A 25545-nucleotide genomic window follows, 5' to 3' on the forward strand; every position below is an offset into this window, starting at 1 on the left:
CCGCGCGAGCTTCGACAGTCGACGGCGCGTGACGCGATCCGCCGTTGACCGGACCTCCACATCCAGTCCAAAGGCGGCCCGTCATGGCCCGTTACAATCCCAAGGAAACCGAGCCCAAATGGCGTAAGGCCTGGGCCGAAGCGGACTCGTTCCGCGCCGTCATCGATCCGAACAAGCCCAAGTACTACGTGCTGGAGATGTTCCCGTACCCGTCGGGACGCCTGCACATGGGCCACGTGCGCAACTACTCGCTGGGCGACGTGATCGCGCGCTTCAAGCGGGCCCGGGGCTTCTCGGTGCTGCATCCCATGGGCTGGGACGCCTTCGGCCTGCCGGCCGAGAACGCGGCCATGGAGCGCGGCGTCGACCCGAAGGGGTGGACCTACGACAACATCGCCCGGATGCGGGACGAGCTGAAGCAGCTGGGCCTGTCGATCGACTGGTCGCGCGAGTTCGCCACCTGCGACGTGGAATACTATGGCCAGCAGCAGGCCTGGTTCCTGGAGCTGTTCAAGCGCGGCCTGGTCTATCGCCGCGAGGCCACGGTGAACTGGGATCCCGTGGACCAGACCGTGCTGGCGAACGAGCAGGTGGTCGACGGCCGCGGCTGGCGCTCCGGCGCGGTGGTCGAGAAGCGCAAGCTGAACCAGTGGTTCCTGCGCATCACCGACTACGCCGACCAGCTGACGGACGACCTTGCCGAGCTGGACCGCTGGCCGGAGAAGGTCCGGGTCATGCAGGAGAATTGGATCGGCCGGTCCAAGGGCCTGCGGATGACCTGGCGGTGGGCCCAGGGGCCGGAGACCGGCTTCGAGGACGGGGTCGAGGTCTACACCACCCGCCCGGACACCCTCTACGGCGCCTCCTTTGTCGGCATCGCGCCCGATCACCCCCTGGCCGAGCAGGTGGCCGCCAAGAGCGCCGAGGCCCGCGCCTTCATCGAGGAGTGCAAGAAGGGCGGCGCCAGCCAGGCCGAGATCGACACCGCCGAGAAGAAGGGCTTCGACACCGGCCTGACGGTGAAGCATCCCTTCGACCCGAGCTGGGAGCTGCCGGTCTGGATCGCCAACTTCATCCTGATGGACTACGGCACGGGCGCGATCTTCGGCTGCCCGGCCCACGACCAGCGCGACCTGGACTTCGCCCGCAAGTACGGCCTGCCCGTGCGCGCCGTGGTCCTGCCGCCGGGGGAAGACGCCGCAGCCTTCACCGCCCACATGGCCGATGAGGCGACCGAGGCGTACACGGGCCCGGGCGTGATCTTCAACTCGCACTTCCTGGACGGGCTGGAGGTGGAGGCCGCCAAGTCCGCCGCTATCGATCGCATCGAGGCGCAGGGCGACGGCCAGGGCGCGACGGTGTTCCGCCTGCGCGACTGGGGCGTCGCCCGCCAGCGCGGCTGGGGCTGTCCGATCCCGGTGGTCCATTGCCCGCAGCACGGCGTGGTCGCCCTGCCCCGCGACCAGCTGCCGGTGGCGCTGCCCGCCGACCTGGAGTTCGGCAAGCCCGGCAACGCGCTCGCCCGCCACCCGACCTGGAAACACACCACCTGCCCGCAGTGCGGCGGCCCGGCCGAGCGCGAAACGGACACGCTGGACACCTTCGTCGACAGCTCCTGGTACTTCGCCCGCTTCGCCAACCCGGACGCCGCCGAGCCCATCGACAAGGCGGCCTGCGACTACTGGCTGCCGGTGGACCAGTACATCGGCGGCATCGAACACGCGGTCCTCCACCTGCTCTACGCCCGCTTCGTCACCAAGGCGCTGGCGGACGAGGGCATGCTGTCCGTCCGTGAGCCGTTCGCGGGCCTGTTCACGCAAGGGATGGTCACCCACGAGACCTATCGCCGGCAGTCGGGCGAGTGGGTCGAGCCGGGGGACGTGGAGCTGGTCGCCGAGGGCGCCACGCGCCGGGCGCGCATGGTGTCGACAGGCGAGCCGCTGGTGATCGGCGACGTCGAGAAGATGTCGAAGTCCAAGCGCAACACGGTGGCGCCCGAGGAGATCTTCGACGTCTACGGCGTCGACGCCGCGCGCCTGTTCGTGCTGTCCGACAGCCCGCCCGAGCGGGACACCCAGTGGTCCACGTCCGGCGTCCAGGGCGCCTGGCGGTTCGTGAACCGGGTGTGGGATGAGTTCGACAGCCAGCCGGCGGTCCCGGCCGGCGCGGCGGTCGCCGGCGACGCCGGCGCCGAGGCGCTGCGGGTGGCCACCCACAAGCTGGTGAAGCAGGTGACCGAGGCCATCGACACCTTCCGCTTCAACTCCGGCATCGCGCGGCTCTACGAGTTCCTGAACCTGTTGAAGTCCAGCCCTGCCGCCGGTGCGACGCCCGCCATGTTGGCCGCCCGCCAGGAGGCGCTCCTCGCGTTCGCCCGGCTGATCGGGCCGTTCGTCCCGCACCTGGCGGAGGAGTGCTGGTCGCGGATCGGCGGCCAGGGCATGGTGGTGGACGCCGAATGGCCGACATTCGATCCCGCGCTCACGGAAGACGCGGTGAAGGTCCTGCCGGTGCAGGTGAACGGCAAGCGCCGGGGCGAGATCTCCGCGCCCGCCGGCGCCGAGCCTTCCGAGGTGGAGAAGATCGTGCTTGACGATCCTGAGATCGCACGGCGCCTTGAGGGTCTGACGATCCGCAAGGTCATCGTGGTGAAGGACCGCATCGTCAACATCGTGGCCGCCTGATGCGCAAAGCCAAGACCTCCGCCCTCCTCGCCCTGGCGCTCGCCGGCGCCGGCCTTTCCGGCTGCGCCGGCTTCCAGCCGCTGTACGGCGCGCCGCAGGTGGTCTCGAACCTGGCCGCGATCGACGTGATCGCGCCGGAGGGCCGCACGGGCTACCTGATCCGTCAGCACCTGGACGACGCCTTCGCCAAGAACCACACGGCCTCGCCGGCCTACCGCATGGACCTGCAGCTGAACGAGGCGCGGTACCCGCGCGGGGTGCGGATCGACAACGTGGCGACCCGCTACGAGTACGTGCTGACCGCCAACTATGCCTTGGTCAGCCTGCCCTCCGGGGCGCCGGCCAAGGCGGGGTCGGTGCGGGTTGAATTGACCTACGACTCCGCCGACCAGCCCTACGCCTCCATCGCCGCCCAGCAGGACGCCCAGGACCGCGCGGCCGAGGAGGCCGCCCGGCGGATCCAGCTGGAGCTCGCCGTCTGGCTGGCCAACGGGGGCCGGTCGTAGGGGGTCGGCCGTGATCCTCTCCAAGCGACCCGACATCGAGCGCTTCCTCAGGCAGCCGGACCCGGCGATCCGGGCCGCGGTGATCTATGGCCGCGACATCGGGGTCGTGCGCGACCGCGGACACCAGCTGGCCCGCAAGGTGGTCGACAATCCCGACGATCCGTTCGATGTGGCCCAACTCACCGACGGTGATCTGGATGCCGACGCCGGTCGCCTGGAAGGTGAGCTGGCCGCTCAGTCCCTGATGGGCGGCCGCCGGCTCGTGCGCCTGCGTCTCACCACGGAGAAGGCGGGGCCGGACAAACTCGCGGCCGAGGCCCTCGTACGTCACGCCGCCGGCGAGCTGAACCCCGACGCGTTCCTGATCGTCGAGGCGGGCAACCTCGACCGCAACTCGGCGCTCCGCAAGGCCGCCGAGAAGGCCAACGGCGCGGCCGCCATCCCCTGCTACGAGGACGAGCCCGGCGACGTGGCGCGCCTGGTCCGGGAGACCCTGGCGCGGGACCAGGTCAGCCTGAACCCGGACGCGCTGTCCCTGTTCGTGGCCCGTCTGCCCAAGGAGCGCGGCGTCGCACGCGCCGAAATCGAGCGCCTGGCCCTGTACCTCGGGCCCGGCAGCGGAACGACGGCCACGCCCGCCGACCTCGAGGACTTCCTGGGCGTGGAGCCCGAGGCCTCCCTCTCCGACGCCGCGGCCGACGCGTTCGGCGGGCGGCTGGCGGAGGCCCAGGCCGGCCTGCGCCGCGCCGCACAGGAAGGCGAGGCCGGGCCTGCCGCGGTCCGCGCCATCGGCATGTATCTCGGGCGCCTGCGTCGCGCCTTGACCCTGCACAAGTCGGGCGCAGGCCTGCCGGAGGCGGCGAAGGCCGCTGGCGTCTTCTGGAAGCAGGAGCGTGAGTTCCTCCGCCAGGCGCGCAGCTGGACGCTCGATGAGCTTGACCGACTCCAGCCCGAGGTGCTCGCCGCGGACAAGGCGTGCAAGACGGCGGGCTCCCCCGACCAACTGATCGCCCAGCGCCTGGCGCTCACCATCGCCGGCCGGGCCCGTCGGCTCGGGCTGTAGGCTCGGCCCGCGGGCCGCAACAATGTTTGGCGAAGCTCTCCCAAGACCTTAAGCTTTCGAAAAAAGGGTTTGGGAGGACCTCGGATGAAGCGGTTTATTGCGGCGGCGCTGGCGCTCGCCCTGGCCTCGCCAACTCTCGCCGAGGCGCCACGCCCGGCCCCCAACGGCTACCAGCCGCCCCGCGCGGCGGACGGCCGTCCGGACCTGCAGGGGACCTGGACCAACGCCAGCCTCACGCGCCTGGAGCGCAGCGCCAGGTTCGGGGAGGCGCTGATCCTGACCGAGGCTCGCGCCGCGGAGTGGGAGGGGCGCAACAAGGCGCTGCTGGAGCTTGGCGCGCGCCCCACCGACCCCAACGCCCAGGTCAAGGACCTGCCCGCTGACTGCTCCGACGGCCGCGGGCGCGACTGCAACTACAACTCCGCCTGGACGGACCCCGGGGCGACGGTGATGCGGGTCGGCGGCAAGCCGCGCTCCGGCTTCATCACCTCGACGGCGGACGGCAAGGTCCCGCCGCTCACGGCCGAGGGCCGGCGGCGCCTGCAGGCCGCCATGGCGGTGCGCGCTTCAGGGCGCATGAACGACAATCCCGAGACCCGATCGCTGGGCGAACGCTGCCTGCTCTCGTTCGGCTACAGCGCCGGGCCGGTGATGCAGCCCCTGCTGTACAACAACGTCTACGAGATCGTGCAGACGAAGGACCACGTGGCCATCGTAGTCGAGATGGTCCACGACGTGCGGGTCGTCCGCCTCGACGGCCAGCGTCAGCCGCCACAGATCCGGCCCTGGATGGGCGACTCGGTAGGCCATTGGGACGGGGACACCCTGGTCGTCGAGACCACCGGCTACCACCCGGCCCAGACCTTCCGCGGCGCCTCGGCGAACCTGAAGGTCACCGAGCGCTTCACCCGCGTGGCGGCCGACCGCCTGCACTACGGCTTCTGGGTGGAGGACCCGACCACCTTCACCCAGCCCTGGGGCGGTGAGTATGAGTTCGCCCGCAGTTCTGGCCCGCTCTACGAATACGCCTGCCACGAGGGCAACTATGGCTTGGCCAACATTCTGGCCGGCGCGCGCGAAGAGGAGCGGACCGGCGTGAAGACGGCCCCAACCAACATCGACCAGGGCGGCGGCGAAGGCGGCGAGGAGGAAGGCTGAGCGTCAGACGCGGGTCAGGCGCCTGCAGATCTCGTCGAGCTGCTCAAGGCTCGCGTAGCGGATCCGCAGCTCGCCGGCCCCGCCGCGGTCGGCGATGTCGACGCTCATCCCGAGCACGTCCTCGAGATCGGCCTCCAGGGCGGCGGTGTCGGTGTCCTTCTGCGGCTTGCGTGGCCCGGAGCCCTTCTTGGGCCCGGCGGCGCGGGCGCGGACCAGGGCCTCGGCGTCGCGCACCGAAAGGCCGCGCGAGACGATCTGTTCGGCCACCGCCTCCTGGTCATCGGAAGCCAGGATCGCCCGCGCATGGCCGGCCGTCAGCCGGCCGTAGAGCACATGGTCCTGAACCGTGTGGGGCAGCTGCAGCAGCCGCAGGGTGTTGGCCACGTGGCTGCGGCTCTTTCCGACGGCGTTGGCCGCCTGCTCCTGGGTGTACCCCATCCGGCCCATCAGGCTCTCGTAGGCCTTCGCCTCTTCCATCGCGTTCAGGTTCTCGCGCTGGACGTTCTCGACGATCGCGATCTCGTAGGCGACGTTGTCGTCCAACGTGCGGACCAGCGCCGGGATGGAGCCGACGCCGGCCCGCTGCGAGGCTCGCCAGCGGCGTTCCCCGGCCACGATCTCGAACTCGCCCGGCCGCTCTGGCGAGGGCCGCACCAGGATCGGCTGCAGCACGCCCGAGGCGCGGATCGAGGTCTCGAGCTCGGCGAGCTCGGCCTCGGAGAAGTGCTGGCGCGGCTGGTTCGGGTTGCGGTGGATCAGCTCGATCGGGATCTCACGGACCCCGTTGGCCGTCGGACCGCCCTGCCCCGGCTGGTCCGGCGCTTCGCCGGTCAACACCGCCTCGTCGGCCTCTCCCAACAGGGCCGACAGGCCGCGACCGAGGCCTCTCCGGTTCTCCGCCATCTTGTCCTTCCCTATGCCGCTGTGGCGCGACGCTCGCGCTCGCGCAGCACCACCTCGCGGGCGAGCTTCAGATAGGCCTGGCTGCCCGCGCACTTCAGATCATAGACCAGCGCCGGCTTGCCGAAGCTCGGCGCCTCGGAGACCCGCACGTTGCGCGGGATCACCGTCTGGTAAACCGCCTGGCCGAAGTGGGAGCGCACGTCGCTGGCCACCTGTTCGCTCAGGCTGTTGCGCCGGTCGTACATGGTGAGCACCACACCCTGGATTTCCAGCTTCGGGTTGAGGCTGCCGCGCACGAGGTCGATGGTGCGCATCAGCTGCGTCAGCCCCTCGAGCGCGAAGAATTCGCACTGCAGCGGCACCAGCACGGCGTCGGCTGCGGCCATGGCGTTCACGGTCAGCAGGTTCAGCGACGGCGGGCAGTCGATCAGCACATAGGTGTAGTCGCCGGCGCTCCGCAGGGGCTGCAAGGCGTCGCGGAGCTTGAACGACCGCCGCGACTGCTGCCCAAGCTCGAGCTCCACGCCGGAGAGGTCCGGGTCCGCGGGCACCAGGTCGAGGCCCGGCAGGGCGGTGTGCACGACCGCGTCGGCGACGGCGCGCTCGCCCATCAGGACGTCATAGAGGGTGGTCTTGCGCTGGGCGCGGCCGACGCCGAGGCCGGTGGAGGCGTTGCCCTGGGGGTCCGAGTCGATCAGCAGGACCTTCTCGCCCACCGCAGCGAGCGCAGTGCCCAGGTTGATGGCCGTGGTGGTCTTGCCCACCCCGCCCTTCTGGTTGGCGATGACCAGCACGCGCAGCGGGCGTTCGGCATTACCGGGCACGACCGAGCCTCCTCACCCGCACGATGCGTCCTCTCTCATCACTGGAGGACGGGATGATCTCCGCCTCGAACTTCCAAGTTCTTGTAGCCTCCTCCAGCTCGGACGCAACATCTTGTCCCTTGAGGAACAGACCTGTCGCACCCGCCTGGAGGTAGGGCCGGGCATACCCGAGCAGGCGGGACAGCGGGGCGCAAGCCCGGGCGGTAACGACATCCACAGGCAGCTTCAGGTTTTCCGCACGGTCGTTGTGCACGGTGGCCGGCAGCGCGAGCTCGTCGACCACCTGCTGCAGGAACCGACAGCGCTTGGCCATGCTCTCCACGAGGTGGATGTGGACGCCTTCCCGGCCCTTGCCGAGGATCGCCAGCACCAGGCCCGGGAAGCCGGCGCCGGCGCCAAGGTCGGCCCAGGTCCTCGCCTCGGGGGCCAGCGGCACAAGCTGAGCGGAGTCCCAGGCGTGGCGGTTCCAGAACTCCGGCAGGGTCTTGGGCCCCACCAGGTTCATCACGGCGTTGCCGGCCTCGAGCATCGCCAGGAACCGGCCGAGGTCTTCCATCTGCTCCGGCGTGGCTCTGGCCGCGGCGGCGAATGACTCCGCGTCGCTAACAACCACAGGCAGGGGCTCAGGCCGCGCGGCGGCGGACATGGGCGAGCAGCGCCGTCAGCGCGCCAGGGGTGACGCCTTCGATCCGCGCCGCCTGGCCGAGCGTCAGAGGGCGCACGGCGGCGAGCTTGTCGCGCACCTCGTTGGAGAGGCCGCCGATGGCGGCGTAGTCCAGGTCGGCTGGAAGCCGCAGGTCTTCGTCACGGCGGAAGGCAGCCGCGTCGGCCGCCTGCCGGTCGAGGTAGCCGGCGTAGCTCGCGTCGATCTCGATCTGCTCGCGGACCTGGGCGGGCCAGGCGGAGATCTGCGGCCAGAGCCTCGCCAGGTCGTCAAAGCCGATCGACGGATAGGCCAGGAGCTGGATGAGGTCGCGTCGCTGGCCGTCGGCCTTCACCGGCAGGCCGGCCTTGTGCGCCTCGGCCGGGGTGAGGGTCAGGGCGGCGGCTTGCGCGCGGGCGGCGGCGAGGGCCTCCCGCTTGGCGCCCCAGGCGGCGGCGCGGGCCTGGCCAACCACACCGAGCGCGATCCCCTTGTCGGTGAGGCGCTGGTCGGCGTTGTCGGCGCGCAGGGTCAGCCGGAACTCGGCCCGGCTGGTGAACATCCGATAGGGCTCGGTGACGCCGCGGGTCACCAGGTCGTCGATCAGGACGCCAATGTAGGCCTCGTCGCGGGCGAAATGGGCCGGCTCCAACCCCGAAGCGGCGTGGGCGGCGTTCAGGCCCGCCACTAGGCCCTGGGCGCCAGCCTCCTCATAGCCCGTGGTGCCGTTGATCTGGCCGGCGAGGTAAAGGCCGGGCAGCGCCTTGACCTCCAGCGAGGGGAAGAGCTCCCGCGGATCCACGTAGTCGTATTCGATCGCGTAGCCGTAACGGCGGACCTCGACCTTCTCCAGGCCCGGGATGGTCCGGAGGAACAGGTCCTGGGTCTCCGCGGAGACCGAGGTGGAGATGCCGTTCGGGTAGACGGTGTCGTCGTCGAGGCCCTCCGGCTCCAGGAAGATCTGGTGGCTGGTCTTGTCGGCGAAGCGGACCACCTTGTCCTCGATGGACGGGCAGTAGCGGGGTCCCCTCCCCGTCAGCTTTCCGCCGTAGACGGCGGACTCGCCCAGCCGCTCGGCGATGATCCGGTGGGTTTCCGCGGTCGTGTAGGTGATCCCGCAGGCGATCTGCGGCACCTCGATCCGGTCCGTGAGGAAGGAGAAGGGGACGGGATCATCGTCGGCCGGCTGCATTTCCAGCCGGTCCCAGCCGATGGTGGAGCCGACCAGGCGCGCGGGAGTTCCGGTCTTCAGGCGACCCATGCGCAGCCCCAGAGCATAGAGCCGGTCGGATAGGCCGATCGCCGGCTGGTCGCCCACCCGGCCGGCGGGGATCCGCTCCTCGCCGCGGTGGATGACGCCCTTCAGGAAGGTGCCGGTGGTCAGCACGACACCGCCGGCGCGGTAGATGGTCCCTTGGGCGTCGATGGCGCCGGCGACGCGGCCGTCCTCCACCAGCAGGTCCTCGACGGCGGCGGCGCGGACCTCGAGACTCGGCGTCGTACTCAGTTCGGCCTGCATGGCCTCGCGGTAGAGGCGGCGGTCGATCTGAGCGCGGGGGCCACGGACCGCGGCGCCCTTGGAGCGGTTGAGCATCCGGAACTGGATGCCGGCCTTGTCGGCCAGGCGGGCCATGAGGCCGTCGAGGGCGTCGATCTCGCGGACCAGGTGGCCCTTGCCGAGGCCGCCGATGGCCGGGTTGCAGCTCATCTCGCCGATGGTTTCGAGCTTGTGAGTGAGCAGCAGGGTGCGCGCGCCGAAGCGGGCGGCTGCGGCGGCCGCCTCGCATCCGGCGTGTCCGCCGCCGATGATGATCACGTCCCAGCTGGACAAGGCGCAGGCTCTCTAAGCACGGACGCCCCCGGATGAGCGGGGGCGAGGGCTCCTCATATAGTGCAAGCGGCCGGTTCGCGCGAGGTCAAGCGGCGGGCTTGGCCATGACCGCGGTGTTTCACGTGAAACAGTGTCGCAGCTAAGGGTGGCCGACGACCCTCACTTGCCGATGCAGAAGGTGCTGAAGATCTTCCCCAGCACCGCCTCGGGATCGATGCGGCCGGTGATCCGATCGAGCGCCCGCGCGGCCAGGCGCACGTCCTCCGCGGCGAGCTCGAGGGCATCGGCCTCCGTCAGGGCCTGGCGCAGCCGATCCGCGGCGTCGTTGAGGAGTTCCTGGTGGCGCAGGCGGGTGGCGGCGGGGGGCTCGCCGCCGGCCAGGGCGTCGACCACTCGTTCTCCCAGGGTCTGCTTCAGCCAGGCGATGTCGCCTGGGCCCTTGGCGGTCACCTCGGCGACGGAGAGGCCAAGCCGCTTCGCCTGCCCCGCCGCCCAGGCGCCGGCCGCCCCGTTCGGCTGGTCCCGCTTGGTCACCAAGCAGAGGTCTCCAGCCCGCAGCTCCATGGGCACGTTCGGCGTCTCGTCGGACGAGCCATCCACCAGCCAAAGGCGGAGGTCAGCGCCGGCGGCCCAGGTCCGCGCCCGGCGCACCCCCTCCGCCTCGATCTCATCGCCGGTCTCGCGTAGGCCGGCGGTGTCGGCGAGCAGCGCCTTGTAGCCCGCCAGCACCATGGGGACCTCGATGATGTCGCGCGTAGTGCCGGGCGTTGCGGTCACGATGGCCGCGTCGCGGTCCGCCAGCGCATTGAGCAGGGTGCTCTTGCCGGCGTTCGGGGCGCCGATGAGCGCGATGCGGAAGCCCTCGCGCACCCGCTCGCCGCGCTCGGCGTCAGCCGCCGCAGCCTCGAGCTCGGCGACGAGGCGCTGCAGCACCGGCCGGGCGCGGGCGGCGACGTCCTCCGGCAGCTCCTCGTCCGGGAAATCGACGGCCGCCTCGAACATGGCGAGCGCTTCCGTCAGCGCCTCGCGCCAGCGAGCCTGCACATTGGACAGCCGGCCGGACAGCTGCTCCAGCGCCTGGCGCCGCTGCTGCTCGGTCTCGGCGTCGATAAGGTCGGCGACGCCCTCCGCCTGGGCAAGGTCGAGATGGCCGTTCTCGAACGCGCGGCGGGTGAACTCCCCGGGCTCGGCCAGCCGCAGGCCAAGCGCCGCCAGGGCTTCCACGACGGCGTTCACCACGGCCGCGCCGCCGTGGATGTGGAACTCGGCGCAATCCTCGCCCGTGTAGCTGCGTGGGCTAGGGAACCAGAGCACCAGCGCCTGGTCGAGCACCAAGCCCTCGGCGTCTCGGATCCGGCGCAGGGTGGCGCGACGAGGCTGCGGGACTTCGCCGGCCAGGGTCTTCACCGCGATGTCGGCCCGCGGACCGGACACCCGCACCACCGCCACGGCCGCGCGGCCCGCGGCGGTGGCCGGCGCGAAGATGGTGTCGCTCATCCCTTGGGCGTCGCCCCGCCGGCGCCGGCCATGCCGGCTTCCATCAACTTGCGGAACTGCTCCTGAGCGCCAGCCCCGAAGGCCGTCCAGTTCTTCATGAACTCCTCGGGTGAGAGCAGGTTGACGTTCGCCTCGATCCGCTTGCCCATCTCAGCGACGAGCTTGTCGTTCAGGGCGGTGACATCCGGCAGGCCCATGAAGCGCCGCGCTTCTTCCGGCGTGCAGTCCACCTCGATCGTCATCTTCATGGCTCAGGCCTCTCGAACTCGGGCGAAAGTTATGGCCCTGCGACAGGGCGCCGCGCTAGTAGCCGATCCCATCAGGCCCCGGGAAAAATCAAGGAGACCGCCATGGGTGAACGCATCACCATCACCACCGCCGACGGATCGTTCGAGGCCTATGTGGCGCGGCCGGCGCAGACCCCCGCGGCCGCCGTGGTGGTGATCCAGGAGATCTTCGGCGTGAACCAGGTGATGCGCGACATCACCGACGGCCTCGCGGGCCAGGGCTATCTCGCCGTCTGCCCCGACCTGTTCTGGCGCATCGAGCCGGGGATCGACATCACCGATCAGTCGGACGCCGAGTGGAAGCGCGCCTTCGAGCTGTTCAACGCCTTCGACGTCGACGCCGGGGTGCAGGACATCCAGGCGACCATCGACGAGATCCGCAAGCACCCGGACTGCAACGGCAAGGTGGGCGCCGTGGGCTTTTGCCTGGGTGGGCTGCTGGCGTTCCTGACCGCCACGCGCACCGACGCGGACGCCTCCGTCTCGTACTATGGGGTCGGCATCGAGAACCGGACGGCCGAGGCGGAGAAGCTGGCCCGTCCGGTGCTGCTGCACATCGCCGAGGAAGACCAGTTCGTGCCCAAGGAAGCGCAGGCGGCGATCAAGCAGGCGCTGGCCATCCACCCGCAAGTGACGATCCACACCTACCCTGGCCGCGACCACGCCTTCGCCCGCATGGGCGGCGCCCACTACCACGAGGGCGACGCCCGCGCCGCCGGCGAGCGCAGCCTCGCCTTCTTCAACCAGCACCTGGGCTGAGCGGCATGCGCGCGATCCGTTTCGAGCAGACCGGCGGCCCCGAGGTCCTGCAGTTGGTGGAGGTGGAGACCCCCTCCCCCGGCCCGGGCCAGATCCTGATCCGCCACCAGGCGGTGGGCGTGAACTTCATCGACACCTACCACCGCACCGGCCTCTACCCGGTGAAGCTCCCGTCCGGTCTGGGCGGCGAGGCGGCGGGCGTGGTCGAGGCGGTGGGCGATGGCGTCACCCGCTTCCAGCCGGGCGACCTCGCCGCCTACGCCGGCGGCGTGATGGGCGCCTATGCAGAGTACGCGGTCGTGGCGGCCGAGCGGGCGGTGAAGCCCCCCGCCGGCGTGGACGCCCGGCTGGCGGCGGCCGCCCTGCTGAAGGGCATGACCGCCGAGTTCCTGGTCCGGCGGTGCGCGCCGATCCAGGCCGGGCAGCCCGTGCTGATCCATGCCGCCGCCGGCGGGGTCGGCCAGATCCTGGTCCAGTGGGCCAAGGTGATCGGCGCGGAGGTGATCGCCACCGTCGGCTCGCAGGACAAGGCCGAGCGAGCTCGCGCCCTGGGCGCCGAACACGTGATCCTCTATCGCGAGCAGGACGTGGCCGCCGAGGTGAAGCGCATCACCGGCGGCAAGGGCGTGCCGGTGGCCTATGACAGCGTGGGCAAGGCGACGTTCGAAGGGACGCTGGGGTCCATGGCCCGGCGCGGCGTCTTCGTGAGCTTCGGCAACGCCTCCGGGCCTGCTCCGCCGGTGGACCCGATCCGGCTGATGCGCGGCGGCTCGCTGTTCTTCACTCGGCCGACCATGTTCGACTATGTGGCCACCGTGGAGGAGCTGGACGACAGCGCCGGCGCGCTCTTCGGGCTGATGGCGGCGGGCCGGATCAAGGTCGAGATCGGCCAGGAGTTCCCGCTGGCCGATGCGCGCCGGGCGCACGAAGCGCTCGAGGCCCGCGAGACGGTCGGGGCGAGCTTGTTGATCCCGTAGGCGGTGGAGCCTCGAGAAGCGCGGCGGTCTTCCCCCTCTCCCGGCCGCGAAGCGGGTGGGAGAGGGCTGGGGTGAGGGCGGCTCGGTCGGATGGGCGGGGGCGCTCCGGTGGGAACAGGGGGCACGGGTCCAACGCCGCGACGGGGCGAAATTCGGCGCCGCCCTCACCCTGCCCTCTCCCGCTGGGCGGGAGAGGCTAAGCGATGGGCCCTACCGGCGCGGGGCCGCATAACGCGTCAGACGCGGTAGTGTTTCACGTGAAACACTGCTTTTTTCGTTTTACTGAAAAGCGAGAGAAAACAGCGCCATCCCTGGTGGCGCCAGGCGCTACCGGTAGAACTATCCACAGTTCTGTTCCTGAATAAGCTGTCGGAGTGTCGCAGGCGCGCGGGAGAGCCGGCCGGGACTGGCGGTAGCGTCTTACCGGAGGCTGCTGGAATTCGCGCCAGGCGCGAGCCGTTTCCCCTCGGAGAGGGGCTGTGGAAAACTTGGGGCGCTAAGCTTGTTTCACGTGAAACGGCGCGACGCGGAAATACAGTAGAAGCCAAGAAAAAGCCGGCGACCTGCTGAAGGCCGCCGGCTGGTTCTTGTCAGCATCCTCGCGCAACTTGCCGCGGGTCAGCTTGGGCCCGGCTTTCGCCGGGATGAGCAGGTTACGTGTTCATCGACTGGAAGAAGTCGTCGTTGCTCTTCGACTGGCGCAGCTTGTCGAGCAGGAACTCGATCGCGTCCTGCGCGCCCATGGGATTGAGGATGCGCCGCAGGATGTAGGTCTTCTGCAGGTGCTCCTTGGGGGTGATCAGCTCTTCCTTGCGGGTGCCGGACTTGAGCACGTCGATGGCCGGGAAGATCCGCTTGTCGGCGACCTTGCGGTCGAGGACCAGTTCGGAGTTACCGGTGCCCTTGAACTCTTCGAAGATCACTTCGTCCATCCGGCTGCCGGTGTCGATCAGGGCCGTGGCGATGATGGTCAGCGAGCCGCCTTCCTCGATGTTCCGGGCGGCGCCGAAGAAGCGCTTGGGGCGCTGCAGGGCGTTGGCGTCGACACCGCCGGTCAGCACCTTGCCCGAAGACGGCACCACGGTGTTGTAGGCGCGGCCGAGCCGGGTGACGGAGTCCAGCAGGATCACCACATCGCGCTTGTGCTCGACCAGACGCTTGGCCTTCTCGATGACCATCTCGGCCACCTGGACGTGGCGGGTCGCCGGCTCGTCGAAGGTCGAGGAGATCACCTCGCCCTTCACCGTGCGCTGCATGTCGGTGACTTCTTCCGGCCGCTCGTCGATCAGCAGCACGATCAGATAGCACTCGGGGTGGTTCTTCTCGATCGACTTGGCGATGTTCTGAAGCATCACCGTCTTGCCGACCCGCGGCGGGGCGACGATCAGGCAGCGCTGGCCCTTGCCGAGCGGGGCGACGATGTCGATCACGCGGCCGGAGCGGTCCTTCAGGGTGGGATCGTCGATCTCCATCCGCAGGCGCTCGTCCGGATAAAGCGGCGTCAGGTTGTCGAACAGCACCTTGTGCCGCACGTTCTCCGGCGGCTCGAAGTTGATCTGGTCGACCTTCACCAGGGCGAAGTAGCGTTCGCCCTCACGTGGCGCACGGATGCCGCCCACGACGCTGTCGCCGGTGCGCAGGCCGAACTTCCGGATCTGCGAGGGGCTGACGTAGATGTCGTCCGGGCCCGGCAGGTAGTTGGCTTCCGGCGAGCGCAGGAAGCCGAAGCCGTCCTGCACCACCTCGAGCGTGCCCGACCCCGAGATCTCCACGCCTTCCTCGGCGAGGGTCTTCAGGATGCCGAACATCATGTCCTGCTTGCGCATGGAGTTCGCGTTCTCGATCTCCAGCGTCTCAGCGAGCGCCAGGAGGTCGGCCGGCGACTTGTCCTTCAGCTCCTGCAGGCTCATGCGGGTGAGCCCCATGGCCGCAATGGCGGCGGCCAGTTCGGAGGGCTCGTCGTCCCCGGCGTCCTGGCCGGCGTCGGCCAGACCCTCGCTCTCGGCCGCGGCGGTGGTGTCCATGGAGGCGTCCACGGCCGACTGCTCGAGGACGTCTTCGGTCGGGGCGTTGGTTTCGTCTTGCATAGGTCTACTCGTGTGCGCCGCGCCGGACGGACGCCGGGCGCGGTCTTGAGGTCGTGATGAAGGCGCAGAGGGCCGCGCCGGGATGTCTGTTTCGTCTCGGGAGCCGGCCCGGGCGGTGCGCTCGCGGGCCGGAGATAAGGCGGGGCGCGCCGGAGTTTCCGACGCGTGGGCTCAGCGGAACCACGGTTGGGGGTGGAGGTCAAGCGCGGCTGGCGCCTCACCCTCTCCCGCGCGCCAACAGCGCCCGTCGCTCCTCTCCCCCCGCGAAGCGGAGAGGGAGAGGGTAGGGTGAGGGCGGCGGAGGAGGATCGGGCGGGCGCTCCGGTGGGATCCGGTCGCTTCGGGTCCAACGGTGGCGCGAGCCGCCCCTCGGAGCCGCCCTCACCCTGCCCTCTCCCGCGAGCGGGAGAGGGGAAGCAGCGAGCGGGAGAGGGAGATCAGCGCGAGCCGAATTCCAGGGTGACGGCGAGGACGGCGACGATGGCGAGGAGGAAGGGGATCTCGTTGGTGGCGCGCCAGAACTTGGCGCTCTTGGGGCGTTCGCCGGCGGCGAACTGGCGGCGCGCCTTGGAGAGGACGCCGTGCCAGCCGGAGAGCGCGATGACCGCGGCGAGCTTCACCAGCATCCAGGGTTGGGCGAGGAAGCCCCAGCCCCGCTCCGCCACGACGATGTGGAAGTAGAGCAGGCCGAGGCCCAGCACCCAGGTGAGGGTCATGGCCGGGTTGATGATGATCCGGAGCAGCTTGTGCTCCCAGACCTGAAAGTGGGCGTCGAACTCGGTCCCGGGGGGCGCCGTCTCCGTGTGGTAGGCGTAGAGCCTGGGCAGGTAGAGCATGCCCGCCATCCAGGCGATCACCGCAAGGATGTGCAGGCCGCGCAGCAGATCGTACCCGTTCATCGTCGTCCCCCTTGGTGGTCAGGCCGCTCGGCAGGCGCAGCCGCCGAACCCCGCCGGGCACAGCCAGCCGCCCTCCGGCGCGATCGTCCCCTTCCCTAGCGCTTCGCGCACCGCCCTGGCGAGGGTGTCGATGTAGGGGCCGCGCACGCCGGGGGTAGGCGCGCGCAGGTAAGGCAGCGCCAGCACCTCGCGGGCGAGCTGGTGGTACTCGTGGTCGAGCTCAACCAGGGTCTCCACATGCTCGGAGACGAAGGCGATGGGCGAGACCAGCACGCCCTTCTTCTCGGCCCCCGCCCGCCGGACTTCGTCGTCTGTGGAGGGAGCCAGCCACTTCAGCGGCCCGACCCGGCTTTGATAGCAGACGCGCCAGTCGGGAAACTCGGGCAGCCGGGCGGCGACGGCCGCGGCGGTGGCCTGCACCTGAGCCTGGTAGGGATCGCCGGCGTCGACCACCTTCTGCGGCAGGCCATGGGCCGAAAACAGCAGGCGCAGGCCCGGCGGCCGGCCGGCCTTGTCCCAGGTCTCGCGGATCGCCTCGGCGTGGGCCTCGATGAGGCCGGGCGCATTGGGATAGCAGCAGACGGTGTGGACCAGGCCGGGGCCCCTGTAGGCCGCCGCCCAGTCCTTCAGCGAACTGGCCGTGGTGGTGGTGGAGAACTGCGGGTAGAGCGGCAGGAGGATCACCTGGTCGGGCGCGAACGCCGCCACCTCACGCGCCGTCTCGCCGGCGAACGGCTTCCAGTAGCGCATGGCGATGAAGCAGCGGGCGTCGATCCCCTCCCCCTGCAGCCGCGCCTCCAGCGCGCGGGCCTGGGCCTCGGTCTCCGGCAGCAGGGGCGAGCGGCCGCCCATGATCGCGTAGTTGGCCTGGGCGGTCTTCTCCCGGCTGCGGGAGATGAAGGCGGCGAGCGGATAGCGAGCGACGGCCGGCAGGCCGATGATCGCCGGATCACGGAACAGGTTGAACAGGAAGGGGCGGACGGCCGCGGGGGAGTCCGGCCCGCCCAGGTTGAAGAGGACGACGGCGGCTTTCATCGCGCGGACCTTGGCCCTGCCTCCCACGTCCCGAAGAGGACGGGGGAGGGGGACCGTCGGCCGAGGGCGCGCCCCGCGCGGCCGGAGAGCCGAGGGTGGAGGGGGCGCAGGATGGGCAGAGACCGGGGCTCGCCCCCTCCACCCCCCGCACTGCGGCGGGTGGTCCCCCGCCCCCGTTCGCTGCCGCTCACAGGGCAGGCGATCACGCGCTCACCCGCTTGCCGGTCACCCGCTCCACGACGCGGGCGATGTGGGGGATGGGGGTGTCGGGCAGGATTCCGTGGCCGAGGTTGAAGATCCAGGGCCCCTGCCCCCACTGCGCCAGCAGCTGGTCCACGCGGGCGTCCAGCGCCGGACCGCCTTCGCGCAGCAGCAGGTTGTCGAGCGCGCCCTGGATGGTCTTGCCCTGGGCCTGCAGCGTGCGGCCGAGCTGGGCGGTGGCCTGGGTGTCGAGGGCGACGCCCTCCACCGCAACGGCCTCGGCATAGGTGTAGACCTGGGCGCCGGCTCCGCGCGGGAAGCCGATGAAGGGGACGTCGACGCCGGCCGCCCTCACCTTCTCGACGATGGCGGCGTGCGGCCGGACCACCAGGCGCTCGAACATGTCCTCGGGAAGCCCCTCGGCCCAGCTCTCGAACAGCTTCAGCACCTGGGCGCCGGAGCGGGCCTGCATGACGAGGTAGCGGGCGGTGCTTTCCACCAGCACGTCCAGCAAGGCGTCGAGCTTGTCGGGCTGGGCGTAGGCGAAGGCCCGCGCCGCCTCGCGATTCGAGCCGCGGCCCTCGATCATGTAGGTGGCCACCGTCCAGGGACCGCCGGCGAAGCCGATCAGGGCGCGCTCGGGCTCGAGCTCGGCGCGGACGCGCTGCAGGGTCTCGCCAATCTCGGACAGCCGCCCGGTGGAGGCCTCGATCTGGTCGGCCAGGGCCTGGACCTCGGGCAACGGGCCGAGCCTTGGACCCTCCCCCGCCTCGAACCACACCTCCTGGCCGAGCGCCCGTGGGATCAGCAGGATGTCGGCGAAGACGATGGCGGCATCCAGCGGGAAGCGGCGCATGGGCTGGAGCGTCGCCTCCGCGGCCATCTCGGGATCGTGGCAGAAGGCGATGAAGTCCTTCGCCCGGGTGCGGAGCTCCCGATACTCGGGCAGGGACCGGCCGGCCTGCCGCATGAACCAGATCGGCGGGCGCTCGAGGGTCTCGCCAGCGAGGGCGCGGAGAAGCCGGGGCGTTTCGGGGAAGCTCATGACCCAGCCTTGAACCCGAAAGGCCCGCCCGGCTCAAGGGCCCGCGACCTCGCCCGATCCGCGCTTCCCTCCTTCAATCCTTAAGAGAAAGAAAATGGATTGGGGAAGAAGGCGATAGGGCCTGTCGAGGACGTGGATAAGTCGGCGGCGCCTGCGACACCTCGCACCTTATCCCCAGACGGCGCACAGGCGGCGGTGGATCGCGCACAGGGGTGTGGATCGCGGGGACGCCGCCGGAAGCCCGCTGAAGCCATTAAACTTTCATTAAGGAACGGCGGGGGTAGGGCCGGGACTACCGCCGGTCATACCCGGCCTTTGGACGCCGCGCCTGTTTTGGGGGCCGGTCGGGCCGCCCTGTTGGTTAAGAGGGCGTAAACGGGCCGATCCATACAGCCCGTCCACCGGGCCGCGGGATCTACGGCCAATCCACGGGATCTATCCCCATCGGCGCTCCCGTTCGCTAAGAGGGAGTCCACAGGTTTCATCCCCAAGTGCATTTCGACGCAGGCCCCCTTGCCGACCACCGCCCTCAGGCTCGCCACCTATTTCCACGTGCATCTCGTGTCGGACTCCACCGGCGAGACGCTGAACGCCATGGCCCGCGCCGTGTGCGCGCGCTTCGACAACGTGCTGCCGATCGAGCACATCTACGCCCTGGTCCGCTCGCAGCGGCAGCTGGACCGGGCGCTGGGCGACATCGAGGAGGCGCCGGGCGTCGTCCTGCACACCATTGTCGATCCCAAGCTGCGCGACGCGCTGGAGGAGGGGTGCCGGCGGCTGGACATGCCGTGCATCGCCGCGCTCGATCCGCTGGTCAGCGCGCTCAGCCGCTACCTGGGGGCCTCGACCACCAGCCGGGTGGGCGCGCACCTGCGGCTGGACAACGACTACTTCAACCGCATGGACGCCCTGAACTACGCCATCGGCCACGACGACGGCCAGGGCGGGCAGGACCTCGACCAGGCCGACGTGGTGCTGGTGGGGGTGAGCCGCACTTCCAAGACGCCCACCTGCATCTACCTCGCCCACCGCGGCGTGCGGGCCGCCAATGTGCCGCTGGTGCCGGGCCGGCCCCTGCCGGAGCGGCTGTTCCAGCTGAAGAACGCGCTGGTGGTCGGGCTGACCATCGCGCCGGACCGGCTGATCCAGATCCGCCGCAACCGGCTGCTCTCGCTGAAGGAGAACCGGGAGAGCACCTACATCGACACCGACACCGTGCGCGACGAGATCGTCCAGGCCCGGCGGCTCTACGAGAAGATGGGCTGGCCGACCATCGACGTCACCCGGCGCTCGGTGGAGGAGACGGCGGCGGCGGTGCTGAACCTGCTGCACGGCGGGCATGGGCAGGTGGAGGTCCTGGGCTGATGGCGGGCGCGACAGGTCCTGGCGTCATCCTGGCGTCCAAGAGCGCCGCCCGGCGCGCGGTGCTGGAAGGCGCCGGCGTGCCGTTCCAGAGCCTGGTGGCGGGGGTGGACGAGGACGCGGTTAAGACGTCGCTGCTGGCCGAGGGGGCCAGCGTGCGCGACATCGCCGACGCCCTGGCCGAGCTCAAAGCGATCCGCGTCTCGCGGGGGCGGCCGGACTTCGTGGTCGGGGCCGACCAGACGCTGGAGTTCGAGGGCCGGCTCTATGACAAGGCCGAGACCCTGGCCGAGGCCCGCGACCGGCTGAAGACCCTGCGCGGCAAGCCGCACAAGCTGCACTCGGCGGTGGTGGTGGCCAAGGACGGGGCGCCGATCTGGCGCGAGGTGGCCACGGCAACCCTGACCATGCGCGAGTTCTCGGACGGCTTTCTCGACGACTATCTGCGGGTCGAGGGGCAGGAGGCCCTGGGCTCGGTGGGCTGCTACCGGCTGGAGGGGCCCGGCGCGCAGCTGTTCTCGAAGATCGAGGGCGACTACTTCGCGATCCTCGGCCTGCCGCTGCTGGGCCTGCTGGACCTGCTGCGCCGCCACGGGGTGCTGGCGGCATGATCACCGGAAGGACGGTGGTGGCCGGGGTGGCGGGGAACCCGGTGGCCCATTCGCTGAGCCCGCTGATCCACAACGCCTGGCTGGCGAAGGCCGGCGTGGACGGGGTCTATGTGGCCTTCTCGCCGCCGGCCGACGGGTTTCGCCGCTTCGCCGAGGGGCTGAGGGGCGGGGCGGTGCGCGGGCTGAACGTCACCGTGCCCTTCAAGGAGGACGCGTTCGCCCTGGCCGACCGGCTTAGCCCGAGGGCCAAGGCGGCCGGCGCCGTGAACCTGCTGGTGTTCGAGGCCGACGGGACGATCGCCGGCGACAACACGGATGGGGAGGGGCTGCTGGGCGCGCTGGCCCGCCAGGCCGGGTTCGACCCGACGAGCGGGCCGGCGGTGATCCTGGGGGCCGGCGGCGCGGCGCGCGGCGCGGCGACCACCCTGGCGGCGGCGGGCTCGCCCGAGGTGCGGATCGTCAACCGGACGCTGGCGCGGGCCGAGGCGATCGCCGGACTGGCCGACGGGGTGGCCTTCCCACTCGACAAAGTGGCGGCGGCGCTGGACGGGGCGGCGGTGGTGATCAATGCGACGACGGCGGGGCTCTCGGGCCAGGCGGCGCTGGACGTGCCGCTCGGACGCGCGCCCGACCACGCGGTGGTCATGGACATGGTCTACAAGCCGCTGGTGACGCCGTTCCTGCAGCAGGCGAGGGATCGGGGCCTGCGCACGGTGGACGGGCTGGAGATGCTGATCCGCCAGGCGGCGCCGTCGTTCGAGGCCTTCTTCGGCCGGCCGCCGCCGCAGGACGTGGACGTGCGCGGGCTGGCGCTCGCGGCGCTGGAGGGCTGAGGGATGCTGCTGATCGGACTGACCGGCTCCATCGGCATGGGCAAGTCGACCACCGCGGCCATGTTCCGCGAGGCGGGGATCCCGGTCTACGACGCCGACGCTGCGGTGCACGACCTGTATGACGTGGGCGGCGCGGCCGTGGGCCCGGTGGGCGAGGCCTTTCCGGGCGTGGTGAAGGACGGACGGGTCGACCGCGAGGAACTCCGCCAGCGCGTGCTCGGTCAGCCGGACGAGCTGAAGCGGCTGAACGCCATCGTCCACCCGCTGGTGGGCAAGGACCGCGTCGGCTTTTTCGACCAGGCCAAGGCGGCCGGCGCCGACATGGTGGTGCTGGACATCCCCCTGCTGTTCGAGACCGGCGGCCACGCCAACATGGATGCGGTGGTGGTGGTCAGCGCGCCGGCGGAGATGCAGCGCGAGCGGGTGCTGGCGAGGCCCGGCATGACCCCCGAGCGGCTGGACGCCATCCTCGCCCAGCAGATGGCCGACGCCGAGAAGCGGGCCCGCGCGCACTTCGTGGTCGACACCAGCCGCGGGCTCGAGGTCGCGCGCGAGCAGGTCCAGGCGATCATCGCCGTGATGCGTGATCCACAACGAAGACCGGCCCGCGACCGATCGCCGGGTTGAGGAAAGCCCGCGACGCAGGGCATGAGTAGGCCATGGCGCGCGAGATCGTCCTCGACACCGAGACCACGGGCTTCGACCCGCTGACCGGCGACCGGCTGGTGGAAATCGCCTGCCTGGAGATCGAGGACTTCATCCCGACGGGGCGCAGCTTCCATCGCTACATCGACCCCTGCCGCGACATGCCGGAAGAGGCCGAGAAGGTGCACGGGCTTTCCGCCGCCTTCCTGCGTGGCAAGCCCCGCTTCGAGCATCCCGAGGTCGTGGAGGAGTTCCTCGATTTCGTCGGCGACGCCCCGATCGTGGCGCACAACGCCGGCTTCGACCGCAACTTCGTGAACTACGAGCTGCAGCTCTGCCAGCGCGACCACCTGCACGAACACCGCTGGGTGGACACCCTGGCGCTGGCCAAGCAGCGCTTCCCGGGGATGCACAATTCGCTGGATGCGCTCTGCAAGCGCTTCAAGATCTCGCTCAACGAGCGTGAGAAGCACGGGGCGCTGATCGACGCCAAGCTGCTGGCCGCGGTCTATCTGGAGCTGAAGGGCGGCCGCGAGCGCCGCCTGGAGCTGACCAGCGCCGCCATGGTCACCGCCGTGGCCGCCGCGACCCGCAACGAGTACGGCCAGCGCCCGCGCCCGCTGGGCCCCCGCTCCAGCGAGGAAGAGCGCCAGCTCCACGCCAGCTTCATCCGCGACGTGGTGAAGTCCGACGACCTCTGGAAGAAGTTCGGGATCTGAGAGCCCGCGCCGTTAGGGCGCAGAGGAAAACCACGGACGATCGACGGCGCGGCAGGCGCGCCGTCTGAAGGGTCAGCCCTCAGGCGTGGCCGACCTGTTCGCCTTCCTGGGCCTTGCGCGCCGCGTAGACGCCGGCGAAGTCGATCGGGTCGAGCAGGAAGGGCGGGTAGCCGCCTTCCGACGTGACGTCGGCGATGATCCGGCGGGCGAAGGGGAACAGGTAGCGCGGGCACTCGATCAGCAGCACCGGCTCGAGGTCCTCGGCGGGCACGCCGCCGATCTGGAACACGCCGCCGTAGAGCAGCTCGACCACGAACAGCGGACCGTCCTCGCGCTGGGCGCGGGCCGAAAGCTTCAGATCCACCTCGAACAGGCCGTCCTCGCGGCCGCGGGCGTTCATTTCGACGCCGAGGTCGATCTGCGGCTGGGCGGCGCCGCCGCGCAGGGCCTCGGGCGCCCGCGGATTCTCGAAGGAAAGGTCGCGGATGAACTGGGCGAGGATGCGGATGCCCGGGCCTTCGGAAGCCTGGTCGGGCGCGCCGGCGCCAGCGTCGATGTCGGTCATGAGTGCGGCCTGAATTCGGAATGGGACGCCGGAAAGTCGCGTCCGTCGCGGCGAGCGGCTAACACGGGGTCTGGCCAGATGCAACGACGCCCCTGACGGGGGCGTTCCCTCGTCCTATATTGCCAGGTCTAAGCTAGTCCGGAACGTCAGCAGGCGCCCTTGCAAGTCCTTGAGCTCATCATCTTCGCGGGTCTCGCCGCCATCGTGCTCTACCAGCTCTATTCGGTGCTGGGCCGGCGCGTGGGGCGCCAGCCGGAGGACAACGCCGCCGCCGATGCGGCGCGCCCGCCCGTCCGCGCCCCCGAGCGCCCGCCGGAGCTGCCGGAGGAGGGCGTGGCGCTCACCGGCCTGGCCGCCGTCAAGGCCAAGGACCCGACCTTCGACGTCTCGCGCTTCCTGTCCGGCGCCCGCGGCGCCTACGAGATGGTGGTCAAGGCGTTCGCCGCCGGCGACCGCGCGACCCTGCGCAACCTGCTGGCGCCGAATGTCATGGCCAGCTTCGACACCGCCATCGCCCAGCGCGAGGCCGAGGGGCGTACGGAGACGGTGGAGTTCCTGCACAGCCCGCGCGCCGACCTGGAGAAGGCCGATATCGTCGGCACGTCTGACCTCGCGCGGTTGACGGTGCGCTTCCTGGCCGAGTTCCGCGCCCGGTCGAAGGGCCCGGAGGGCGAAGCCGTGGACGACCGCCGCACCGCCGAGCTCTGGACCTTCGAGCGCAACCTCAAGAGCCGGGATCCGAACTGGATCCTGGTCCACGTCGACGCCGCCGAGGCCTAGCGGTCCCTTGCCGATGCGAGCCGCCGGGGCGGCGCTGCTGGCGCTTTCGCTCGCCGCCTGCGCAACGCCGAGATACGCGCCGGCTCCGGGACCGGCCGGCGGGCCGCCGCCGCCCTTCACGCCGCCAGGCCGGCCGCAGCCCGAGCCCCCGCCGCTGCGGGTGATCGAGGTGGCCCAGCTGCCCGGCTGGGCGGCCGACAACCATGCGGAGGCGTTCGCGGCCTTTCGCGCCACCTGCCAGGCGGCCAAGGAGCCGGCCATGGCGCAGGTCTGCCGCGCGGCCAAGGCCTCGCCGCTGCTGTCCGCCCAGGAGGCCCGCCGGTTCTTCGAGACCCGGTTCCGGGCGCTCGAGACGCCGGGGGAGGGGGTGCTGACCGCCTACTTCGCCCCCGAATATCCCGCCCGCACCCAGCCCGACGGGACCTTCTCCGCCCCGGTGCGCCCGAAGCCGGCCGACCTGGTGAACGGCCAGCCCTACGCGCCGCGAGACGAGATCGAGGCCCGCCCGGCTGACGACGCCATCGCCTGGATGCGGCCCGAGGACCTGTTCTTCCTGCAGATCCAGGGGTCGGGCGTGCTCACCTTCGAGGACGGCCGGCGGATGAAGGCGCTCTATGCGGCCAACAACGGCCAGCCGTTTGTCGGGGTCGCCAATCCGATGCGCGACCGCGGCCTGCTGGAGCGCGACAACACCTCGGGCGAGGCCATCCGCCGCTGGCTGGCCGACCACCGCGGACCCGAGGCCGACGAGATCATGCGCCTGAACCCGCGCTATGCCTTCTTCCGCCTCGCGCCAGACGACGGGAAGCAGCCGGTGGGCTCGGCGGGCGTTCCCCTGCCGCCCGGCCGGGCGATCGCGGTGGACCTCTCCCACCACGCCCACGGCGAGCTGCACTGGATCACCGCCGAGGCGCCTGTCCTGAGGGGCGCGTTTCCCAGCTACCGGCGGCTGGTGACGGCCCTGGACACCGGCGGCGCCATCAAGGGCGAGGTCCGCGCCGACCTCTATCTCGGCCTCGGCGCCGAGGCGGGGGCGGAGGCCGGCCGCGTGCGCCACACCTTGCGCATGTACCGGCTCATGCCGCGCGGAGCGGCGCCGTGAAGCGGCCGCTGCGGCCCGACGAGATGCGGGTCTGGGGCCTGGTGGCCGGCACGGTCCACCCGCTGCCAGGGCGAGCCGCGCCGAAGCCCTCGCCGGAGATGAAGGCGAGCGAGGTGCCCGCCCGCATCCCCGTGGCCGAGCTGGCCGGGAAGCTCCCCGCCGCGCCCAAGCGGGAGGGGAGGGACCCCATCGAGCCTCGCCGCAAGCACCGCATCGCCCGTGAGCGGGAGCCGATCGGGGCGCGGCTGGACCTTCACGGCCTGGACCAGGACCGCGCCCGCCCGGCGCTCGAGGCCTTCCTGCAGCGCGCCTGGGACGAGGGCTACCGCGCCGTGCTGGTGATCACCGGCAAGGGCGTGCAGGGCGATGGCGTGCTCCGCCGCCGCACCCCTGAATGGCTGGCCGCCCCGCACCTGGCGCACATCGTCGCCGGCATCTCGGAAGCCGCCCGCCACCACGGCGGCGCCGGCGCGCTGTACGTGGCGCTGAAGCGCAAGCCGCGCGGCTAAACCCGCACATCCCGGGGAAA

25 protein-coding genes are annotated in these 25545 nt (G+C 70.9%); 14 read left to right on the top strand and 11 right to left on the bottom strand.

What is annotated here, in order from left to right:
* Positions 1 to 83 precede the first annotated feature (83 nt).
* The 4 genes from leuS to VIL67_RS03755 all read left to right on the top strand — a co-directional run bounded on the left by leuS (position 84) and on the right by VIL67_RS03755 (position 5411).
* Entirely contained in the window at positions 84 to 2684 is a 2601-nt protein-coding gene (leuS, locus tag VIL67_RS03740; protein WP_332047501.1) for a leucine--tRNA ligase, read from the top strand.
* Positions 2684 to 3190, top strand: a complete 507-nt coding sequence (gene lptE, locus VIL67_RS03745; protein ID WP_332047502.1) for an LPS assembly lipoprotein LptE — start codon at positions 2684 to 2686, stop codon at positions 3188 to 3190. Before leuS ends, lptE begins: the two co-directional genes overlap by 1 nt.
* 10 nt (positions 3191 to 3200) lie before the next feature.
* Positions 3201 to 4253, top strand: a complete 1053-nt coding sequence (holA, locus tag VIL67_RS03750) for a DNA polymerase III subunit delta (protein ID WP_332047503.1) — start codon at positions 3201 to 3203, stop codon at positions 4251 to 4253.
* 84 nt (positions 4254 to 4337) lie between these two features.
* Positions 4338 to 5411 (top strand): hypothetical protein, encoded by a 1074-nt coding sequence (locus VIL67_RS03755; RefSeq protein WP_332047504.1) that lies wholly within the window; start codon positions 4338 to 4340, stop codon positions 5409 to 5411.
* 3 nt (positions 5412 to 5414) lie between these two features.
* On the opposite strand, the gene VIL67_RS03760 is transcribed toward VIL67_RS03755, so the two are convergent.
* The 6 genes from VIL67_RS03760 to VIL67_RS03785 all read right to left on the bottom strand — a co-directional run bounded on the left by VIL67_RS03760 (position 5415) and on the right by VIL67_RS03785 (position 11357).
* Positions 5415 to 6314 (bottom strand): ParB/RepB/Spo0J family partition protein, encoded by a 900-nt coding sequence (locus tag VIL67_RS03760; RefSeq protein WP_332047505.1) that lies wholly within the window; start codon positions 6312 to 6314, stop codon positions 5415 to 5417.
* 11 nt (positions 6315 to 6325) lie between these two features.
* Positions 6326 to 7138 (bottom strand): ParA family protein, encoded by an 813-nt coding sequence (locus VIL67_RS03765; RefSeq protein WP_332047506.1) that lies wholly within the window; start codon positions 7136 to 7138, stop codon positions 6326 to 6328.
* Positions 7128 to 7784 (bottom strand): 16S rRNA (guanine(527)-N(7))-methyltransferase RsmG, encoded by a 657-nt coding sequence (rsmG, locus tag VIL67_RS03770; protein ID WP_414696179.1) that lies wholly within the window; start codon positions 7782 to 7784, stop codon positions 7128 to 7130. The genes VIL67_RS03765 and rsmG overlap by 11 nt, the downstream gene beginning before the upstream one ends.
* Entirely contained in the window at positions 7762 to 9612 is a 1851-nt protein-coding gene (gene mnmG / locus VIL67_RS03775; protein ID WP_332047507.1) for a tRNA uridine-5-carboxymethylaminomethyl(34) synthesis enzyme MnmG, read from the bottom strand. The genes rsmG and mnmG overlap by 23 nt, the downstream gene beginning before the upstream one ends.
* A gap of 159 nt (positions 9613 to 9771) precedes the next feature.
* Positions 9772 to 11109: a tRNA uridine-5-carboxymethylaminomethyl(34) synthesis GTPase MnmE gene (gene mnmE, locus VIL67_RS03780; RefSeq protein ID WP_332047508.1), complete on the bottom strand. Its 1338-nt coding sequence runs from the start codon at positions 11107 to 11109 to the stop codon at positions 9772 to 9774.
* Positions 11106 to 11357 carry a DUF6489 family protein gene (locus VIL67_RS03785; protein WP_332047509.1) on the bottom strand — a complete coding sequence of 84 codons (252 nt, stop codon included), beginning with the start codon at positions 11355 to 11357 and terminating at the stop codon, positions 11106 to 11108. Before VIL67_RS03785 ends, mnmE begins: the two co-directional genes overlap by 4 nt.
* A gap of 102 nt (positions 11358 to 11459) precedes the next feature.
* Here VIL67_RS03785 and VIL67_RS03790 point away from each other — a divergent pair, with 102 nt between their 5' ends.
* Positions 11460 to 12155, top strand: coding sequence for a dienelactone hydrolase family protein (locus tag VIL67_RS03790; RefSeq protein ID WP_332047510.1), 696 nt, complete (start codon positions 11460 to 11462; stop codon positions 12153 to 12155).
* 5 nt (positions 12156 to 12160) lie between these two features.
* The gene (locus tag VIL67_RS03795) at positions 12161 to 13132 is read left to right on the top strand and encodes a quinone oxidoreductase family protein (RefSeq protein ID WP_332047511.1); all 972 of its coding nucleotides are present in this window, start codon (positions 12161 to 12163) and stop codon (positions 13130 to 13132) included.
* A gap of 653 nt (positions 13133 to 13785) precedes the next feature.
* Here the strand turns inward: VIL67_RS03795 and rho are convergent.
* The 4 genes from rho to hemE all read right to left on the bottom strand — a co-directional run bounded on the left by rho (position 13786) and on the right by hemE (position 18399).
* Positions 13786 to 15156, bottom strand: coding sequence for a transcription termination factor Rho (gene rho, locus VIL67_RS03800; RefSeq protein WP_332047980.1), 1371 nt, complete (start codon positions 15154 to 15156; stop codon positions 13786 to 13788).
* 500 nt (positions 15157 to 15656) lie between these two features.
* Positions 15657 to 16118 carry a CopD family protein gene (locus tag VIL67_RS03805; RefSeq protein ID WP_332047512.1) on the bottom strand — a complete coding sequence of 154 codons (462 nt, stop codon included), beginning with the start codon at positions 16116 to 16118 and terminating at the stop codon, positions 15657 to 15659.
* A gap of 18 nt (positions 16119 to 16136) precedes the next feature.
* Positions 16137 to 17153 carry a ferrochelatase gene (hemH, locus tag VIL67_RS03810; RefSeq protein ID WP_332047513.1) on the bottom strand — a complete coding sequence of 339 codons (1017 nt, stop codon included), beginning with the start codon at positions 17151 to 17153 and terminating at the stop codon, positions 16137 to 16139.
* A 202-nt stretch (positions 17154 to 17355) separates the two neighbouring features.
* Entirely contained in the window at positions 17356 to 18399 is a 1044-nt protein-coding gene (hemE, locus tag VIL67_RS03815) for a uroporphyrinogen decarboxylase (protein WP_332047514.1), read from the bottom strand.
* A gap of 483 nt (positions 18400 to 18882) precedes the next feature.
* On the opposite strand from hemE, the gene VIL67_RS03820 reads away from it, so the two are divergent.
* From VIL67_RS03820 to dnaQ, 5 genes are read left to right on the top strand one after another with little or no spacing between them, the layout of a single operon-like run.
* On the top strand, positions 18883 to 19764 hold the full coding sequence (locus tag VIL67_RS03820) for a pyruvate, water dikinase regulatory protein (protein WP_332047981.1): 882 nt from the start codon (positions 18883 to 18885) through the stop codon (positions 19762 to 19764).
* Positions 19764 to 20372 carry a Maf family protein gene (locus VIL67_RS03825; RefSeq protein WP_332047515.1) on the top strand — a complete coding sequence of 203 codons (609 nt, stop codon included), beginning with the start codon at positions 19764 to 19766 and terminating at the stop codon, positions 20370 to 20372. Before VIL67_RS03820 ends, VIL67_RS03825 begins: the two co-directional genes overlap by 1 nt.
* Positions 20369 to 21205 carry a shikimate dehydrogenase gene (aroE, locus tag VIL67_RS03830; protein WP_332047516.1) on the top strand — a complete coding sequence of 279 codons (837 nt, stop codon included), beginning with the start codon at positions 20369 to 20371 and terminating at the stop codon, positions 21203 to 21205. Before VIL67_RS03825 ends, aroE begins: the two co-directional genes overlap by 4 nt.
* Before the next feature lie 3 nt (positions 21206 to 21208).
* On the top strand, positions 21209 to 21832 hold the full coding sequence (gene coaE / locus VIL67_RS03835; protein WP_332047517.1) for a dephospho-CoA kinase: 624 nt from the start codon (positions 21209 to 21211) through the stop codon (positions 21830 to 21832).
* A 32-nt stretch (positions 21833 to 21864) separates the two neighbouring features.
* Entirely contained in the window at positions 21865 to 22569 is a 705-nt protein-coding gene (gene dnaQ, locus VIL67_RS03840) for a DNA polymerase III subunit epsilon (RefSeq protein WP_332047518.1), read from the top strand.
* Positions 22570 to 22648: 79 nt separating this feature from the next.
* Here dnaQ and secB read toward each other — a convergent pair whose 3' ends face one another.
* Entirely contained in the window at positions 22649 to 23134 is a 486-nt protein-coding gene (gene secB, locus VIL67_RS03845; RefSeq protein WP_332047519.1) for a protein-export chaperone SecB, read from the bottom strand.
* 159 nt (positions 23135 to 23293) lie between these two features.
* Between secB and timA the strand changes: the two genes are divergently transcribed.
* From timA to VIL67_RS03860, 3 genes are read left to right on the top strand one after another with little or no spacing between them, the layout of a single operon-like run.
* The gene (timA, locus tag VIL67_RS03850; protein ID WP_332047520.1) at positions 23294 to 23914 is read left to right on the top strand and encodes a TIM44-related membrane protein TimA; all 621 of its coding nucleotides are present in this window, start codon (positions 23294 to 23296) and stop codon (positions 23912 to 23914) included.
* Between the two features lie 13 nt (positions 23915 to 23927).
* A complete protein-coding gene (locus VIL67_RS03855) occupies positions 23928 to 25016 on the top strand; it encodes an MltA domain-containing protein (RefSeq protein WP_332047982.1) in 1089 nt (362 codons plus the stop codon).
* Positions 25013 to 25525, top strand: a complete 513-nt coding sequence (locus VIL67_RS03860) for a Smr/MutS family protein (protein ID WP_332047521.1) — start codon at positions 25013 to 25015, stop codon at positions 25523 to 25525. The genes VIL67_RS03855 and VIL67_RS03860 overlap by 4 nt, the downstream gene beginning before the upstream one ends.
* Positions 25526 to 25545 lie beyond the last annotated feature (20 nt).

This window comes from Phenylobacterium sp. (genome assembly GCF_036563385.1).
Lineage (GTDB): Bacteria > Pseudomonadota > Alphaproteobacteria > Caulobacterales > Caulobacteraceae > Phenylobacterium.